Genomic DNA, 16,873 nt, shown 5'->3' with positions numbered 1-16,873 from the left:
GTTCCGCTCCCCCCTGTTCGCCGTCCCCCTGGAGTTCCTGTGACGATCACCTCTCCCCACCTCGGCAGCCCGTCCGTGTGGACCGATGAGCGGCTGCTGTACGCACTGGAGGACGTGGTCGAGGGGGAACTCAACCGCCATCTGAAGGCCGCCAAGGACTGGATGCCGCACGAGTACGTGCCCTGGAGCGACGGCCGCAACTTCCCCGGGTTCTTCGCCGACGGCGAGCCCTGGGACAAGGAGCAGTCGAAGGTGACCGAGATCGGCCGGACCGCGCTCGTGGTGAACCTGCTGACCGAGGACAACCTCCCCAGCTACCACCACGAGATCGCCACGCTCTTCGGCCGGGACGGCGCCTGGGGCACCTGGGTGCACCGCTGGACGGCCGAGGAAGGCCGGCACGGCATCGTGATGCGCGACTATCTGCTCGCCTCGCGCGCGGTGGACCCGGACAAGCTGGAGCGGTTCCGGATGGCCCACATGAGCGAGGGTTTCGAGTCCGACAACCGGCACTCGATGCTGCACTCGATCGCCTACGTCGCCTTCCAGGAGCTGGCGACCCGTATCTCGCACCGCAACACCGGACACCAGTCGGGCGACCCGGTCTGCGACCGGATGCTGGCCCGGATCGCGACCGACGAGAACCTGCACATGGTGTTCTACCGCAATCTGCTGAAGGCGGCCTTCGAGATCGCGCCCGACCTGACCATGCAGGCCGTCCGGGACGTCGTCGTGAACTTCCGCATGCCCGGCCACGGCATTCCCGGCTTCGAGCGGGCCGCCGCCCAGATGGCGATCGGCGAGGTCTACAACCTGCGCATCCACCACGACGACGTGATGCAGCCCGTCCTGCGCTTCCTGAAGGTCCTGGAGATCGACGGGCTCGGCCCCGAGGGGCTTCGGGCGCAGGAGGAACTGGGGTTGTTCATCGGCGGCCTGGACGCGGAGGCCGCGAAGTTCGACGAGAAGCTGGCCGCGCGCAAGGCCCGGATGGCGGCACGAGCGGCCGGCTGACCGGCACCGCCGGGGGCGCACCGACCTACCGGTGCGCCCTGTCCGCGGCGCCGGTGTTCAGCAGGCGCCGCTCTCGGCGATCTTGATGGTGGCGCGGGTCCGGCCGGTGTGGCTGCCCAGGGCCTCGACCCGTTGCACGATCTCCTGACCCTCGACGACCTCGCCGAAGACCACGTGCTTGCCGTCCAGCCAGTCCGTGACGACCGTGGTGATGAAGAACTGCGAGCCGTTGGTGTCGGGCCCCCTGTTCGCCATGCTCAGCAGGTAGGGGCGGTCATGCTTGAGGGAGAAGTTCTCGTCCTCGAAGGTGCCGCCGTAGATGCTCTTGCCGCCGGTGCCGTTGCCCGCGGTGAAGTCGCCGCCCTGCAGCATGAAGTCGGGTATCACCCGGTGGAACGCCGATCCGGCGTAGCCGAAGCCGGGCTTGCCGGTGGCGAGCTGCCGGAAGTTCTCCGCGGTGCGGGGCACCACGTCGTCGAAGAGCCGGAACACGATCCGGCCGGCGGGCTGCTCGTCGATCGTGATGTCGAAGTACACGTTGTCACTCATGGCGATCAATCTATCGCCCGGCGGCACCCGGCCCGCGACGACGGTCACGCCGGCTGCTTGTCAGCGGGGAGCGCGCCGCAGCTCCAGGCGTTCCTTCTCCGACAGGCCGCCCCAGACGCCGAAGCGCTCGTCGTGGTCCAGCGCGTACTCCAGGCAGGCGGAGCGGATCGGGCACAGGCCGCAGATCCGTTTCGCCTCACGCACGGAGCTGCCGGGCTCGGGGAAGAAGAAGTCGGCCCCGGTCTGCGCGCACAACGCCCCCTCCTGCCAGGCCAGGTCGGGCGAGGTGATCGTGTCGAAGTGCATGGCCAGGATGCTGCCGTCCGGCGAAAAACGTTCGATCAACGCCGGCTCAACGCCGCGGCCGGGGCCCCCGGCCGCCCCGATGATGCGCCACGGGCCCGCCGTGGCGCACGGCGGCGCGCGGGAGCCGGACGAAAGCGAGGAGATTGCCGCCGGTCACGCTGGGTGACCGTGACCCCATCGCGGCGGGCGGCATCGCCGGGCGGCGATTGTCGGTGGGCGGTGCGAGACTCGGCTGTGCACAGGACGGGACCCTTCCGAGGAGGGCGATGATGCTCACCACCCGTTTCGTCGACGGCGCTCCGAACTGGATCGACGTCACCACGTCCGACATCGACGGCACCGCCGCCTTCTACGCCGGCCTCTTCGGCTGGCGGTTCCGGTCGGCGGGCCCCGACGCCGGCGGTTACGGCTTCTTCGAGCTGGACGGCGAAACCGTCGCCGGCGGTGCGCCCGTCGGCGCGGAGCAGGGCCCGCCGTCCTGGACGGTGTACTTCCGCAGCGAGGACGCGCAGGCCACCGCGGACGCGGCCGAGCGGGCGCACGGCCGGGTGACCTGCGCGCCGATGGACGTGATGGGGCAGGGCCGCATGGCGGTGCTGGTCGACACCGCGGGTGTGCCCTTCGGGATCTGGCAGCCCCAGCGCCTGCAGGGCATGGACCTGGCGGGTCAGGCGGGTTCGCTGTGCTGGGTCGAGCTGTACACACCGGATGTCGCGGCGGCCGCCGCGTTCTACTACCGCACGCTCGGCCTGGAGACATCGGCCGTGCCCTTCCCCGGCGGCACGTACACCTGCGTCAATCCGGCCGAGGGCGGTGAGGAGGCGATGTTCGGCGGAATGGTCCCGCTGGCCGACGACCCCACGGAGGCGGCGACCGGCGCGTACTGGCTGCCGTACTTCGGGGTCGAGGACCCGGACGCGGTGGTCGCGCGGGCGCTGGAGCTGGGCGGCACGGTGCGGGTGCCCGCCGTCACGGTGGAGGGCGTCGGCCGCATGGCCCGGCTCGCCGACCCCCAGGGTGCCCGCTTCGCGGTGATCCGCGGTGAGCCCCCGACGGAGTGAGCGGCCGGTCGGTGTCCTAGGCCCTGTCGTCAGACCCCCGCCTGCCCCGCCCTCCGGGCGAACGACGGGAGTTTGACGACAGGACCTAGGCCGAGCCGCGGTGTACCAGTGTCGTCGGCAGGATCACGCCGGGCCGTGCGTCCGGCGCGGTCTCCTCGCGGTGGCCGCGGTCGAGGCCGGTCAGCAGCAGGCTCGCCATCAGCCGGCCCATCCCCTCGATGTCCTGACGGACCGTCGTCAGGGGCGGATCGGTCTGCTCGGCGACGGGCAGCATGTCGTCGAAGCCGATCACCGCGACGTCCTCGGGCACGCGCCGGCCGCACTCGCGCAGCACCCGCAGGGCACCGGAGGCGGTGAGGTCGTTGGCGGCGAACACGGCGTCCACGTCCGGGCGGCGGTCGAGGAGTTCCCGCATGGCGCGCTCCCCGCCGGCCGGGGTGAAGTCGCTCTCCACGATCAGCCGTGGATCGGTGTCCCCCATGACGTCCCGGAAGCCGTCGAGCCGGTCCACCGCGGAGGTCTGGTCGAGGGCGCCGGTGATGTGCGCGATCCGGGTCCGGCCGAGACCGACGAGATGGTGTACGGCCGCACGGGCCCCGCCGCGGTTGTCGCAGTCGACGTACACCGAACTGCCCGACGCGTCGCTCCAGTCGGGCCGCCCACCGAAGACCGTGGGCACTCCCGCGCCCCGGATCAGACCGGGCAGCGGGTCGTCGAGGTGCAGCGAGAAGACGAGCGCCCCGTCGACATGGCCGCCGGCGAGATAGCGGGCCACGCGCGCGTGGTCGTCCCGGCCCTCCGTCAGCAGCAGCACAAGTTGACTGTCGTGGGCCGTCAGCTCCTTGCTGATCCCGCGGAGTTGAAGGCCGAAGAAGGGGTCGGTGAAGACCCTGGCCTCCGGTTCCGCGATGACCACGGCGACGGCGTCGTGCCGCCGGGTCACCAGGCTGCGCGCCGCCCGGTTGGGGACGTAGCCCAGTTCCTCGACCGCCCGGCGAACCCGTTGGACGAGCGGCTCCCTGACCCCGTCGCCGCCGTTGACCACCCGGGACACGGTGGCCCGGGACACCCCGGCCAGCGCGGCGACGGCCTCCAGCGTGGGACGCGGCGCTGTCTCGGTCACGACGGAACTCCCCTCGGCGACTCCGCCTCAGAATAGCTCCGGACCACCCCCACCGAGAGCGCTCTCGACGACCACCCCAAAGGGGCGCGAGGAACTGCGCGCCCAGCCACAACCCAGCCGCAGACAAAAAACGACGGACCAGCGGCCCCCCAGCGGAGCGCTCAGTGGGCGGTGTGGTCCCCGTCCGGCGAGGCCCCCGCATGGGGACCGTGCGGCTCGTATCCGGGAATCGTCCCGTCCGGCTTCTTGACCAGGAACAGCCCGACCATTCCCATGTCGGAGTGGCTCTGGACATGGCAGTGGTACATCCAGGCGCCCGCGCCGACGCCCTCCCCCGCCAGCACCTGGAAGCCGAAGGAGTCGGCGGGTCCCACGATCTTGTTGTCGATCACCTGGCTCGGATCGTCGGGCCCGGTGAGCAGGCCGGTCCGGTTGTCCGCCCAGCGGTGACCGTGCATATGGAAGGTGTGGTAGTACTCGCCGTGCGTGATCATCACGAACTCGACCCGGTCGCCCACCGTCGCCTCGAAGTCGGGCCCGGTGTGCGGCGGACGGTTGTTGATGGTCATGTCGTTGAAGACGATCGTGTGGGTGCGGTCGGGCAGGACGTCGCCCTTGCGGCGCACGATCACCGGGCCGTACAGGCCCTTGCGGACGCCGCCGGTGCCGTGCTCGGTGCCGACGACGTGGTCGTGGTAGTGCCAGTAGCCGGCGCTGCCGGAGCGCCAGGTGCCGTCCGACCGGCGGCCGGGCGCGTGGGTGCGCCAGGTGTAGGTGCGGGTGCCACCGGGCTCGACGTCGCTCTTGTTCAGCTTGGTGCCGTCGCTGGATATCTCGTAGTCGAGGCCGTGGACGTGCAGGCTCGCGGTCACGTCCATGGTGTTCTCGAACTCGATGTGCAGCGTGTCGCCCTCGTTCAGCTCGATGAGCGGCCCGGGGATCGTCGCCTTGCCCTTCTCGAAGCCGTAGCCCATCTGCCCGTCGGCGAGCTTCTCGGCGTACAGCTTGATGTGTCTGACCTCGCCGCCGGCCGGTGCGGTGCGCGGCGGCGCGGCCGCGCTGACGGCCTCTGGCGCCAGTGACAACGATGTCGCGACCGCCGCGCCGCCCAGCAGCACCCTCCGGTTGAACGCGCGTCTGTCCATGCGGAACTCCCCACCCTGGTAAGGACTTTGCGGAGGCGTACCTGTGATGAACCTGTGCGACGGTACCTGCACCGCGCCCGTTTATCCACTCCCAGGACAAAGTTCGTTTGATTGCAGTCATAGGTATTGGCGAGCCGCGCAAAGGGGCCTAGCTTTCTTGGCGCTGTTGCCGTGACCGAGGAGGTGCCCATGCACTTACGAGGGTTGAGCGCCACAAGCAGGAGGAGACGGACCTGGGCGGCCACCGTGACCGCGGGGGTCGTCGCGGCCGGACTGCTCTCCGGTCCGGCCGCGAGCGCGCGGCCGGACCGGTCCCTGACAACGATGTCGATCAAGTCGCCGCCGGGCGGCGCAAACGTAAGAGTGCTGCTCTTCTACGGCTCCGCAGCCGCCGGGGACGAGTCTCCGCTGGTGAACGCCGGGATCGAGGCGATCGAGAAGATCGGTCTGTCCGGCCCCGCGAAGGAGCGCTTCACGGTCGAGGCGACGAACGACGCCGCCGTGTTCACCAACGCGACGAAGCTCGGCCGCTTCAACTCCGTCGTCTTTCTGACCGGCGGCGGTGACGTCCTCGATCCCGACCAGGAGGCCGGTCTTGAGGCCTACATGGAGGCGGGCGGCGGTTTCGTCGGCATCCATGACGCGGCCCGCGCCGAGCCGTACTCCGACTGGTTCACCGGTCTGATCGGCGCGCGCCCGGCCGCCTCCAGCCCGGCGGCGGTCCAGCGGGCCACGGTCGAGGTGGGCGACCGCCGGCATCCGGCCACCAAGGACCTGCCGCTCCAGTGGAAGCGGCCGGACCAGTGGTTCAACTGGGTGAAGAACCCGTCCGGCGCCGTGCACACGGTGGCCCGGGTGCGCGAGTCGACGTACCAGCCCGGGGCGAGCGCCAACGGCGCGGACCACCCGGTCAGCTGGTGCCGGGACTACGACGGCGGCCGGTCCTTCTACACCGGCATGGGCGGCACCGTCTCGTCGTACGACGAGAGCGACCTCCGTGCCCATCTGCGCGGCGCCCTGCTGTGGACGACCCGGCTCAGCCAGGCCGACTGCAAGGCGACCATCAACGCCAACTACCGGGCCGAGCGCCTCACCCAGCCCAACCAGGCCGGGCAGAACGACCAGATCGGCGAGCCGCACGGCCTGGTCGCCGCGCCCGACGGCCGGGTGCTGTACATCGGCCGCGGCGGTGCGGACTCCTCGCAGCCCGTGATCACCGACTGGAACAACCCGGACGTGGGCAGGGGCAAGGGGCAGATCCACGTCTACGACCCGAAGACCGAGAAGGTCACCCTGGCCGGCGAGTTGACCGTCTTCGGCAACAAGGGCGGCGGCGACGAGCTGACGAAGGTCGAGGAGGGTCTGCTCGGGATCGAGCTGGACCCGCGCTTCGAGCAGAACGGCTGGGTGTACCTGCACTACACGCCCCACGCGCAGCTCAACCGCGACACGCAGATGGCGGAGCGGCGCGTCTCCCGCTTCACCCTCGACCCGGCCACGAACAAGCTCGACCTGAGCAGTGAGAAGGTGCTGCTCAAGTGGCCGGTGCAGGTGCACAGCTGCTGTCACGCGGGCGGTGGGATGGCCTGGGACTCCCAGGGCAACCTGTACATCGCCACCGGCGACAACAACTCCAGCGGGTTCAGCGACGGGTACTCCGGCAACAACCCGCAGCCGAACTACAAGGGCGTGTCGTTCGCCGACGCGCGCCGCACCGCGGGCAACACCAACAACCTCAACGGCAAGATCCTGCGCATCCACCCGGAGCCCGACGGGACGTACACGCTGCCGCTGGGCAACCTCTTCACCGGCAAGGAGACCGACGAGGGCGGCGGCAAGACGCGCGGCGAGATCTATGTGATGGGTGTGCGCAACCCCGCGCGCATCTTCGTCGACAGGACGACGGACATCCTGTACGCGGGCTGGGTCGGCCCGGACGCGGGCGAGCCGTCGACCACCTGGGGTCCGGCCAAGTACGACACGTTCGCCGTCATCACCGAGGCGGGCAACCGGGGCTGGCCGTACTGCATGGGCAACAAGCAGCCCTACCGGGACCGCAATCTGCCCGACCCGTCGAAGCCGCTGGGCTGGTACGACTGCGACCACCCGAAGAACGAGTCGCCGAACAACGACGGGCTCGTCAACATCCCGCCGGTCACCGGCAACAACGTCTGGTACTCGCCCCAGGGCGGCGGCCCGGACTACCCGCGTGACGCGAACGGGATCCCCTCGTACAAGAAGGACGAGGCCACCTACCGGCTGCCGTGGCTCAAGGGCGGCGGGCAGGCCGCGATGAACGGCCCCGTCTACCGCTACGACGCGACGAGCGACAGCGCCGTGAAGTGGCCCGCGTACTGGGACGGCAAGTGGTTCATCGGCGACTTCTACGACGCCGACCAGCCGCGCAACGCCGTGCTCATGGATCCGAAGACCCAGGGCGACGGCGGGCTGCCGGTGCACTCGGAGACCCTGAAGAAGATCGTGCCGATCGGCAACGACGGCATCAAGAACCTCATGGACTGGAAGTTCGGTCCGGACGGCTCGCTGTACGTCCTCGACTACGGGCGCGGCTTCTTCACCTCGGACGGCAGGTCGGCGCTGTGGCGGGTGACGTACACCGGCGGCGGTCCGACGCCGGCCGCCGACCAACTCGCCAGGGGGGCACAGTGATACGACCGCGAAGACTCCTGACGGCGCTGCTGGCCGCCGTCCTCGTGATGCTCGGGCTCCAGGCGACGCCGGCCGCCGGACGCGATGCCGCCCCCGCGGCGGCGGCCGAGCAGGTGCTCACCTGGACCGCGGGCGACGACATCACCAAGTACCTCTCGGCGCCGACGACGGCGGTCGCGGGGCAGGCCACGATCGTCTTCGAGAACAGCGCGGCGACCGGCAACACCACCGGCATGCCGCACACGCTGACCTTCGTGACCACCGATCCGGAGTTCAACAACGACGTCCAGGTCAACATCCTCGCCAACCCGTTCGACGACCAGGGCGGCCGGCACACCGCCGAGGTCACCCTGACGCCGGGCCGCTACTTCTACCACTGCACCATCCCCGGCCACGGCCAGATGCAGGGCATCCTGGTGGTGACCGAGGGCGGCGGCTCGGACACGACGGCGCCCGAGGCCTCGGCGACGGTCGACGGCGCCCGCAACGCGCAGGGCGAGTACGTCGGTTCGGCGAGCGTGTCGATCGCCGCCACCGACGAGGGCTCCGGCGTGGACCGCGTCGAGTACGCGATCGGCGCCGAGGGCGCCTGGCAGCCGTACACCGCCCCCGTGGTCATCGACCAGGTGGGCAGCCACAGTGTGCGCTACCGGGCGACCGACAAGGCGGGCAATGTGTCCGCGGAGAAGAGCGTCGAGTTCACCGTCGTCGCCCGGCCCTCGGACGACACGACCCCGCCGGAGACCTCGGCGACCGTCAGCGGCGAGCGCAACGCCGACGGCGCCTACATCGACATGGCGACGGTCACGGTCACCGCCTCGGACACCGGGTCGGGGGTCAACACCATCGAGTACGCGGTCGGCACGGGCGCCTGGCAGCCGTACACCGGACCGGTGATGGTGCACCAGACGGGCGCCCACACCGTCCGCTACCGGGCCACGGACAAGGCGGGCAATGTGTCCGCCGACAAGAGCGTGGAGTTCACCGTGGTCTCCGCCCCGCCACAGGACACCGTCCCGCCGGTCACCGGTGTGAGTGTCGACGGCACGCGCAACTCGGACGGGGCGTACGTGGGCAACGCCAAGGTGACCGTGACCGCCACGGACGAGGGCGGTTCCGGGGTGTCCGGCATCGAGTACTCGCTCGACGCCGGGCCCTACCTGGCGTACACCGGCCCCGTGGTGGTGGACCGGGCCGGCGCGCACACGGTGGCGTACCGGGCGAGCGACAAGGCCGGCAACACCTCCGAACCCCAGGCCGTGAGCTTCACGGTCGTCGCGGGCGGGGGCGTGCCCGCGCCCAACTGCCCCGAGTACGACGAGCGGTTGACGGTGATCGTCGGCACGGTCGACTCGGGGGTGCCGAACCGGGTCACCAACAACCGTTGCCGCATCAACGAGTTGATCGAGGACGAGAAGGAGTGGACGTCCCAGGCGCTGTTCCTCAAGCATGCGAAGACGGTCCTGGACCGGCTCCGCAAGGAAGGGGTGATCGACCAGCGGGAGTACAACGCCATCCAGAAGGCCGCCCGCCAGTCCGGCATCGGCAAGCCGGGCCAGACGACGGGTTACCGCACCATCCTGGACGGCACCGCCGACTCCTTCGCCAAGTGGGAGCAGGTGGGCGGCGGTTCCTTCGCGCGAAACGGCGACGGGTCGATCACCAGCGGCACCAGCAAGGACGGCCTGGGCATGCTGTGGTACCCGCAGCGCAAGTACGGCGACTTCTCGCTGCGGCTCCAGTGGCGTGACGACGCTCCGGGCACGGGCAACGCCAACTCCGGTGTGTTTGTGCGATTCCCGCAGGTCCACGACAATCCGGAGGAGTCGCGTCCGGAGTGGGTCGCCATCAAGTTCGGGCACGAGGTACAGGTGTTCGACCGGCCCGACGGCGACATGTACAAGACCGGCTCGATCTACGGCTTCGACCGGGTCGGGCTGGCCGGAGCCGGTGTGACGCAGAAGGGCACCTGGAACGACTACGAGATCCGCGTGGTCGACCAGCACTACTCCGTCTACCGCAACGGTGTGCTGATCAACGAGTTCGACAACATCGGCGGCCAGGACTTCTACCCGCCCCGCTCGGACGACCCGGGCACGGACGGGCGGCGGTTCGCCTCCGGCTACGTCGGACTCCAGGTGCACAGCACGTCGGACGTGATCTCCTACCGGGACGTCCGGATCAAGGACCTGTAGGAGACGCGAAGCACCAAGGAACCGCGTACCGAGGAACCGCGCGGTGAGGAGCCGGCCGGCCGTCAGGACCCGGTCGGCTTCTCCTTGCGCGCCCGGCTCGGCTGCACCCGCTTGGGCTCACCCGGCATCTTCGGGTACTCGGGCGGGTACGGCAGGTCCCCCAGGCCGTGCTCGTGCTCGTCTTGGCGCGCCAGGTCGAGCAGGGCCTCCAGGGAGAAGGCGTGGTCGTCCATGTCCGCGTGCACGTCGCCCAGTTCGGCGAAGCGCGCGGGCATGGTCGCGAGGTCGAAGTCCTGCGGCCTGACCTCGTCCAGCTCGGACCAGCGCAGCGGGGCCGAGACCGGGGCGTGCGGGTGGGGACGCACGGAGTAGGCGGAGGCGATGGTGCGGTCGCGCGCGGTCTGGTTGTAGTCGAGGAAGATGCGCGCGCCGCGCTCCTCCTTCCACCATCTGATCGTCACCAGGTCCGGCATCCGGCGTTCCAGTTCCCGGCCCACGGCGATCGCCGCGCGCCGCACCTGGGTGAAGGTCCAGCGCGGCTCGATCGGCACGAAGACGTGCAGTCCGCGTCCGCCGGAGGTCTTGGGCCAGCCGCGCAGCCCGCCGAACTCGTCGAGGACGGCGCGCAGTTCGTGGGCGGCGCGCACGGCGTCGGCGAAGTCGGTGCCGGGCTGCGGGTCGAGGTCGATGCGCAGTTCGTCGGGCCGGTCGACATCGTCGCGGCGCACCGGCCAGGGGTGGAAGGTGAGCGTGCCGAACTGCGCCGCCCACACGACGGCGGCCTCCTCGGTGGGGCACATCTCGTCGGCGCTGCGACCGCTGGGGAAGGTGATGTGTGCGGTCGGGATCCAGTCGGGCATGTTCCTGGGCGCCCGCTTCTGGAAGAAGGACTCGCCGGTCACACCCTCGGGGTAGCGCTCCAGGGTGGTGGGGCGGTCGCGCAGGGCGCGCAGGATGCCGGGGCCGACCGCCAGGTAGTACCGGGCGAGGTCCAGCTTGGTGAAACCACGCTCCGGGAAGAAGACCTTGTCCGGGCTGGACAGCCGCACCGTCCGGTCGCCCGCTTCCAGTTCCACCGCGTCAGCCATGCCGCCACGGTAGGCGTACCGGGCACACCTCGCACACCGGGAGACACCCGGCGTATGCACGATGTGCCGCATACGCGCAGAATCAGAACATGGATCTACCGGTCATGCCGCCCGTGAAGCCGATGCTCGCCAAGCCGGTGGCGAGGATCCCGCCGGGCATGCACTACGAGGCCAAGTGGGACGGCTTTCGCGCCATCGTGTTCCGTGACGGACCCGAAGTAGAGCTGGGCAGCCGCACCGGGAAGCCGCTGACCAGGTACTTTCCCGAACTGGTCGCGGCGCTCAAGGAGCGGGTGCCCGAGCGGTGCGTGCTGGACGGGGAGATCGTGATCGCCCTGAACGGGCGGCTCGACTTCGACGCGCTGACCGAGCGCATCCATCCGGCCGACTCCCGGGTGCGCACGCTCGCCGAGCGGACGCCGGCCTCGTTCGTCGCCTTCGACCTGCTGGCGCTGGACGACGAGTCGCTGCTCGACGTGCCGCTGACGGACCGGCGGGCGCTCCTGGTGCGGGCGCTGTCCGGGACGACGGCTCCGGTGCACGTGGCGCCGGCGACCACGGACATCGAGGTGGCGCGGCAGTGGTTCGAGCAGTACGAGGGCGCGGGCCTGGACGGCGTCATCGCCAAGCCGCCGGCGGGGCGTTACCGGCAGGACGAGCGGGTGATGTTCAAGATCAAGCACGAGCGCACCGCGGATGTCGTGGTGGCCGGCTACCGCTTCCACAAGAGCGGCCCGGTGGTGGGCTCGCTGCTGCTGGGCCTGTACGACGACCGCGGCACGCTCCAGCACGTGGGCGTGTCTGCCGCCTTCCCGATGAAGCGGCGCGCGGAACTGGTCGGGGAACTGGAGCCGCTGCGGATGACGGACGTGACCGGGCACCCGTGGGCGGCCTGGTCCGAGGAGTCCGCGCACGAGACGGCCCGGCTGCCCGGGGCGCCGAGCCGCTGGTCGGGCAAGAAGGACCTGTCCTGGGTGCCGCTGCGGCCGGAACGGGTGGCGGAGGTGGCGTACGACCATATGGAGAATGGTGCCCGTTTCCGGCACACGGCCCGCTTCCGCCGCTGGCGCCCCGACCGCACCGCCGAGAGCTGCACCTACGCCCAGCTGGAGGAACCGGTGCGCTACGACCTCGCGGAGATCTTCGGCCCACAGCCCTGACGCCCGACACACCCCCGACCTCGCCCCGAAAGGGGCGCGGCGAACTGCGCGACCAGCCACGACGGCCCCACAGCCAAGCAGGCCCGGCGAAGTCCATTGCCAGTTCGACAACGCCCCGAAAGGGGCGCGGGGAACTGCGCGACCGGCCACGACGGCCCCGCAGCCAACCGACGCCACATCACGGCGCCCCCAGCGGAGCGCGCGGAGCGCTGAGGGCCTCCTCGGCCCGCGCCACCAGCCCGTCCGCGCCGCAGGAACGCGCCAGTGACAGGCCCCGGTTGAGTTCGTCGGTCGAGCGGGCCGCGATGCCGTACTCGATGCGGGCCGCCGCGTGCTCGTACCGACAGGGCGAGGCCTCCAGGTACGCCACGGCCCGGGCGGCGACACGCACCGCGCGCTGCCCGGTCTCCAGGGCCGCCGCACAGCGCAGGGCCTCGCCGATCGCCGTGTCGGTACCGAACCGTTCGGCCTGCCTGCGGGCGTCGGTGGCCAGTCGGGCGGCCCGCGCCGGGTCCGTCACGGCGAGCGCCCTGGCGAGGTCGACGGCCCAGGGCGCGAGCACCGGGTTGTGGCCCCCACTGGACGCGGCGGCCTTCTCGGCGGCCTCCAGTTCGTTGATGCCCTCCTCGGTGCGGCCGACGGCGAGCAGCAGCCGGCCGCGCACACAGCGGGTCTCGGGCAGCACGATGGTCGACGGATGGGGCGGCGCGAAGTCGTACTGCTCGGCGACCGTCCATGCCTCCCCGACCTGACCGCGGGCCAGCAGCGTATCGACGAGTCCGCAGGTGGCCGACCAGTGCAGGGGCAGCCGTCGGCCGACCCCCTCGGCCAGTTCCAGCGCATCGCGCAGAACGGCCTCCGCTTCCTTCAGCCGGCCCCGTCTGCGCAGGGCGAGTCCGAGGCCCGCGTTCGCCAGGATGAGATGGCCACCGCTCCAGCGCGCGCTCGTATAGGCGCGCAGCGCCTCCGCGAACAGGCTCTCGGCACGGTCGAGCCGGTCGGCGCAGGCGTACGAACTACCCAGCATGATCAGCAGTTCGACGCCCCACTCGGTGTCGGTCCAGCCGAAGCCCGGCGCCAGACGGCCGTCGACCAGCGCGCGGTCGCACAACTCGACGACTTCCTCGGCGCTCTCACCGCGCGTCATCGCGTCGAATCCGCGCAGGATCAGCAGGGCCCGTTCGGAGTTGTCGCGGCCGGTGCAGGTCCGGGCCAGATCGGCGAGCCGCTGGGAGCGGCCGGGCGCCGCGGCCTCGCCGTGGACGACCTCCCACATGAAGCGCACCGCCTGCAGCCGCATCCGGGCGGGCCCCGGTTCGTGGCGCGCCGCCTCCGCCTCCACGGTGCGCACGGCATCCTCCACCTGGTCGTTGTGCAGCAGCGCCTGGGAGAGCCGGACGACGGCGTCGACACGGGTGGCACCGTCGAGACCGGGCATGGCCAGGGCGCTCCGCAGGTGCTCGACGGTGGTGGCGGGCGCCGTCAGCAGGGTGGCGCAGCCCAGTTCGAAGAGCACAAGGGCGTGGACCTCGGGCAGCGGCGGCTCCAGCAGGGCGCGCTCCAGACAGCGACGGGCCGCGTCGGGCGCGCCGACGGCGAGGTGTTCCCGGGCGGCCTCACGCAATTGCTCGACGAGTTCCTCGTCGTCGTCCGGGTGCACCCGCAGGAGGTGCCGGGAGGCCGCGGCGGCGCCGCGCCCCGAGTCGGTGACGACCTGGGCGGCGATGCCGTGCATGGCGGTGCACAGCGCCTCGGGGATGGAGTGGTAGACCGCGGACGCGATCAGCGGGTGGACGAACTCCAGGTCGCCCTCGTCCGGGCGGGTGTCCGCCGGGTCGGGCCGGGTGAGGATGCGGGCGGTGCGCAGCAGGTCGGCGCAGCGCTCCGCCGCCTCGACGCTCATGGTGGCGAGCCCGGCGACCTGGTCCACGGTGATGCCGGTGCCGAGGACGGCGGCGGCCCAGGCGAACCGGGTGGCGTCCATGCCGAGGCCCTCCAGCCGGGCGATGAGTTCGCCGCCGCGGGCGGAGCGGTTGAGCGGGCGCAGGTCGCCTGCCCGCGCCTCGACCGGTTCGAGTTCGCTGTCCCGGACCTTGGCGAGGAGTTCGACCGCGTCGTACGGGTTGCCGCCGGTGACCGCCCAGACCTCGCGGCAGAACGGGGCGTCGGCGTGCGGGCCGAGGGTGGCGCGGGTCAGCCCGGCCGTGGCGTCCGGGGTGAGGGCGCTGAGGCGGGTGACGGGGCTGCCGGCGACGGCGGCCACGGCGTCGAGGTGCCGAGCGCTCGCGCCGCTCACCTCGCCGGGCCTGCGGGCGACGACGACCAGCACGGACAGGTCGTACAGGCGCTGCGCGAAGGCGGCGAGCCAGCGCAGGGTCTCCTGGTCGGCCCAGTGGGCGTCGTCGATCAGCAGCACCAGTGGCCGCTCCCGTTCGGCCAGCCGGGCGACCGCGGCGACGAGTCCGTCACACACGCCCTGCGGGTCGGGCTGCCCCTCCACGGGGTCCGCGATGCCGAGGGCGGGGCCCGCGATGTCGTACCAGTCGCCGAGGTGGTCGCGCGCCTCCTCGGGCCGCAGCGCAAGCAGGGCGGGCTGGAGCAGTTGGCGTACCACGTTGAACGGGACGGACCGCAGCGTCTCGCCGCCGCGGGCGGACCACACCGTGCAGCCGCGGCGCTCGGCGATGCGCCGGGTCTCGGCCAGGAGCGCGGTCTTGCCGAGTCCCGCCTCGCCCTGGAACACCAGCAGGCCTCCCGCGGACGACCGCTCGGCGCACAGGACGTCGAGCGCCCGCGTGACGGCGGCGATCTCCGCTTCGCGCTCCCACAGGGCGGCCGAGGCGGCCACGCGGGGCCGTACCTGCGTCATCCCGTTACCTCCCCAAGTCGCCCGAACGACGTACGGATCCCGAGCGTAGCCGTCCGACGGGTCGTGCGCAGGGGCGTCCGGGCAGCTCTTGCCATGACGGGTGAACCGGTTTTCCCGACCGGGCGACGCGCCCGGGTCCCGGCATCCGGGTGTCGAGCGAACGGAGGGTCAAGGGGCCTGGAGCGGCCGGGCGGTGGCGATGGCCGCGGGGCCTCTCATCCGGCTTTCACCGACGCCTCATACGGTGGGGTCATGACGCAGGTGACTCCTCCCGGGTGGTACCCCGACCCCGGGCAGACGAATGACGGTCCGCCCACCGAGCGCTGGTGGGACGGCAAGGCATGGACGGACCAGACCCGCCCCGCCGGGCCGGCCGCCGCCTGGGGTCCCCCGACGCATCCGACCGGGCTCCATCCGCCCTACCCGGCGCAGCCGCCGGCCGGCCCCCGGCGGGGGCTGCGCACCGGGATCGCGGTCGGCGTGGCGGCGGCGGTGCTCGCGGGCATCGGTGTCGGCGTGTACGCGCTGTCCGACAGCGGCTCCGGCGGCGACCGGGCCGGTTCCCAGCAGGGGCCGGGCGGTACCGAGGGACAGAGCGGCGGGCAGGGCGGTCCCTTCGGCGGGCCGGGCGGCGGCTCGGGCGGTGGTCCGGGAGGCGGATCCGGCGGCTCGGGCGGGTCCGGTGGCGGCTCGCCGGCGCCCGGCGAGTCCGAGGCGCCGAAGGTCGAGGGCGGCGGCACGGTGTCGGACCCGGTCAACGGCATCAGCCTGCCGGTGCCGGACGGCTGGACCGGGCAGGCGTTCAACGCGGGCGCGCAGGTGACGTCCGGCCACTCCTACAAGTGCCCGGGGGACACCTCCCAGACGTGCACCAAGGGCGGTGCCTACTCGGCGCCGGCGCTGGCGCTCGGCACCGACGGGAGCACGGCCGAGGAGGTCGCCAAGGCGGACATCACGGCCAACGCGGAGGAGTCGTACGGGGGCAAGACCTACGGCGGCATCGCCTCGCACGAGGTACTGGCCGCCGAGGCGGTCACCGTGGCCGGGCAGAAGGGCTACATGGTCCGCTGGAAGGCGGTCACCGGCAAGGGCGCCGACGGCTACGTCGAATCGCTCGCGTTCCCCTCCCCCGCCAACGCCCGGCAGATCGTGGTGGTCCGCTTCGGCGTCGACGTCGGTGAGAACGTGTCGGTGATCGACGACATCACCCGAGGCATCAAGGTGTCGTCGGCCGGCGGCACCGGCCAGAACGTCTGACCCCTCGGCGCCGGAAGGCCAACCGGGGCACCTCGCGCGGGGGCCAACCGTCGCAGCCCCCATCACCCGCGCGCGAAGGCCGTCCGGAGCCCCACGCGCGCGGAGGGACCGCCCCGAACCCCCGCTCACGCGGGACGACGATCCCGGACGGCTCGCGCATGCCGCCCGGCACACCTCGCCGCGCGGGGAGAGGCCGGCCGGGGCAGTCGGCCGCACGAGACGGCCGTCCCGGCCCCTTGCCGCGCGGGACGGCCGTCCGGGGGCACCTCGCCCGCGCGGGACGACCATCCGGTGCGGTTCGCCCGGTGGGACGGCCGCCCCGGAGCCGGCACTCATGCCGGACGGCGGTCCCACGCCCGCCGCTCACGCCGGACACCCGTCCCGCACCCGCCGCACACGCCGGACAGCCATCCCGCACCCGCCGCACACGCCGGAC

General features: G+C 71.8%; 12 protein-coding genes. 6 read left to right on the top strand and 6 right to left on the bottom strand.

Annotation, left to right across the window (positions count from 1 at the left end):
• The first annotated feature begins 39 nt into the window (after window positions 1-39).
• The gene (locus ACFYTE_RS37540) at window positions 40-1,014 is read left to right on the top strand and encodes an acyl-ACP desaturase (RefSeq protein ID WP_388720564.1); all 975 of its coding nucleotides are present in this window, start codon (window positions 40-42) and stop codon (window positions 1,012-1,014) included.
• Between the two features lie 57 nt (window positions 1,015-1,071).
• Here the strand turns inward: ACFYTE_RS37540 and ACFYTE_RS37535 are convergent, their stop codons facing one another.
• Together ACFYTE_RS37535 and ACFYTE_RS37530 are read right to left on the bottom strand one after the other, a co-directional pair.
• Window positions 1,072-1,563, bottom strand: a complete 492-nt coding sequence (locus tag ACFYTE_RS37535; protein ID WP_388720562.1) for a peptidylprolyl isomerase — start codon at window positions 1,561-1,563, stop codon at window positions 1,072-1,074.
• Between the two features lie 60 nt (window positions 1,564-1,623).
• Window positions 1,624-1,869: a WhiB family transcriptional regulator gene (locus ACFYTE_RS37530; RefSeq protein ID WP_388720559.1), complete on the bottom strand. Its 246-nt coding sequence runs from the start codon at window positions 1,867-1,869 to the stop codon at window positions 1,624-1,626.
• 269 nt (window positions 1,870-2,138) lie between these two features.
• On the opposite strand from ACFYTE_RS37530, the gene ACFYTE_RS37525 reads away from it, so the two are divergent.
• The gene (locus tag ACFYTE_RS37525) at window positions 2,139-2,930 is read left to right on the top strand and encodes a VOC family protein (RefSeq protein WP_388720557.1); all 792 of its coding nucleotides are present in this window, start codon (window positions 2,139-2,141) and stop codon (window positions 2,928-2,930) included.
• 85 nt (window positions 2,931-3,015) lie between these two features.
• Here ACFYTE_RS37525 and ACFYTE_RS37520 read toward each other — a convergent pair whose 3' ends face one another.
• Both ACFYTE_RS37520 and ACFYTE_RS37515 read right to left on the bottom strand, forming a co-directional pair.
• Window positions 3,016-4,053 (bottom strand): LacI family DNA-binding transcriptional regulator, encoded by a 1,038-nt coding sequence (locus ACFYTE_RS37520; protein ID WP_388720554.1) that lies wholly within the window; start codon window positions 4,051-4,053, stop codon window positions 3,016-3,018.
• Between the two features lie 161 nt (window positions 4,054-4,214).
• The gene (locus ACFYTE_RS37515; RefSeq protein ID WP_388720551.1) at window positions 4,215-5,198 is read right to left on the bottom strand and encodes a multicopper oxidase domain-containing protein; all 984 of its coding nucleotides are present in this window, start codon (window positions 5,196-5,198) and stop codon (window positions 4,215-4,217) included.
• 189 nt (window positions 5,199-5,387) lie between these two features.
• On the opposite strand from ACFYTE_RS37515, the gene ACFYTE_RS37510 reads away from it, so the two are divergent.
• Window positions 5,388-7,868 carry a ThuA domain-containing protein gene (locus tag ACFYTE_RS37510; protein WP_388720548.1) on the top strand — a complete coding sequence of 827 codons (2,481 nt, stop codon included), beginning with the start codon at window positions 5,388-5,390 and terminating at the stop codon, window positions 7,866-7,868.
• Window positions 7,869-7,915: 47 nt separating this feature from the next.
• Window positions 7,916-10,063: an OmpL47-type beta-barrel domain-containing protein gene (locus ACFYTE_RS37505; RefSeq protein ID WP_388720655.1), complete on the top strand. Its 2,148-nt coding sequence runs from the start codon at window positions 7,916-7,918 to the stop codon at window positions 10,061-10,063.
• Between the two features lie 62 nt (window positions 10,064-10,125).
• On the opposite strand, the gene ligD is transcribed toward ACFYTE_RS37505, so the two are convergent.
• The gene (gene ligD, locus ACFYTE_RS37500) at window positions 10,126-11,151 is read right to left on the bottom strand and encodes a non-homologous end-joining DNA ligase (RefSeq protein WP_388720545.1); all 1,026 of its coding nucleotides are present in this window, start codon (window positions 11,149-11,151) and stop codon (window positions 10,126-10,128) included.
• 89 nt (window positions 11,152-11,240) lie between these two features.
• Here ligD and ACFYTE_RS37495 point away from each other — a divergent pair, with 89 nt between their 5' ends.
• Complete coding sequence (locus tag ACFYTE_RS37495) at window positions 11,241-12,311, top strand: ATP-dependent DNA ligase (protein ID WP_388720542.1); 1,071 nt, start codon at window positions 11,241-11,243, stop codon at window positions 12,309-12,311.
• 178 nt (window positions 12,312-12,489) lie between these two features.
• On the opposite strand, the gene ACFYTE_RS37490 is transcribed toward ACFYTE_RS37495, so the two are convergent.
• A complete protein-coding gene (locus tag ACFYTE_RS37490) occupies window positions 12,490-15,180 on the bottom strand; it encodes an ATP-binding protein (RefSeq protein WP_388720539.1) in 2,691 nt (896 codons plus the stop codon).
• Window positions 15,181-15,432: 252 nt separating this feature from the next.
• Between ACFYTE_RS37490 and ACFYTE_RS37485 the strand changes: the two genes are divergently transcribed.
• A complete protein-coding gene (locus ACFYTE_RS37485; RefSeq protein ID WP_388720536.1) occupies window positions 15,433-16,437 on the top strand; it encodes a DUF2510 domain-containing protein in 1,005 nt (334 codons plus the stop codon).
• Window positions 16,438-16,873: the final 436 nt, after the last annotated feature.

Source organism: Streptomyces sp. NPDC004629, from assembly GCF_042873595.1.
Taxonomy (GTDB): domain Bacteria; phylum Actinomycetota; class Actinomycetes; order Streptomycetales; family Streptomycetaceae; genus Streptomyces.
The sequence above is the reverse complement of the archived record's forward strand: the minus strand, read 5'-3'. Positions and strand labels throughout refer to the sequence as shown.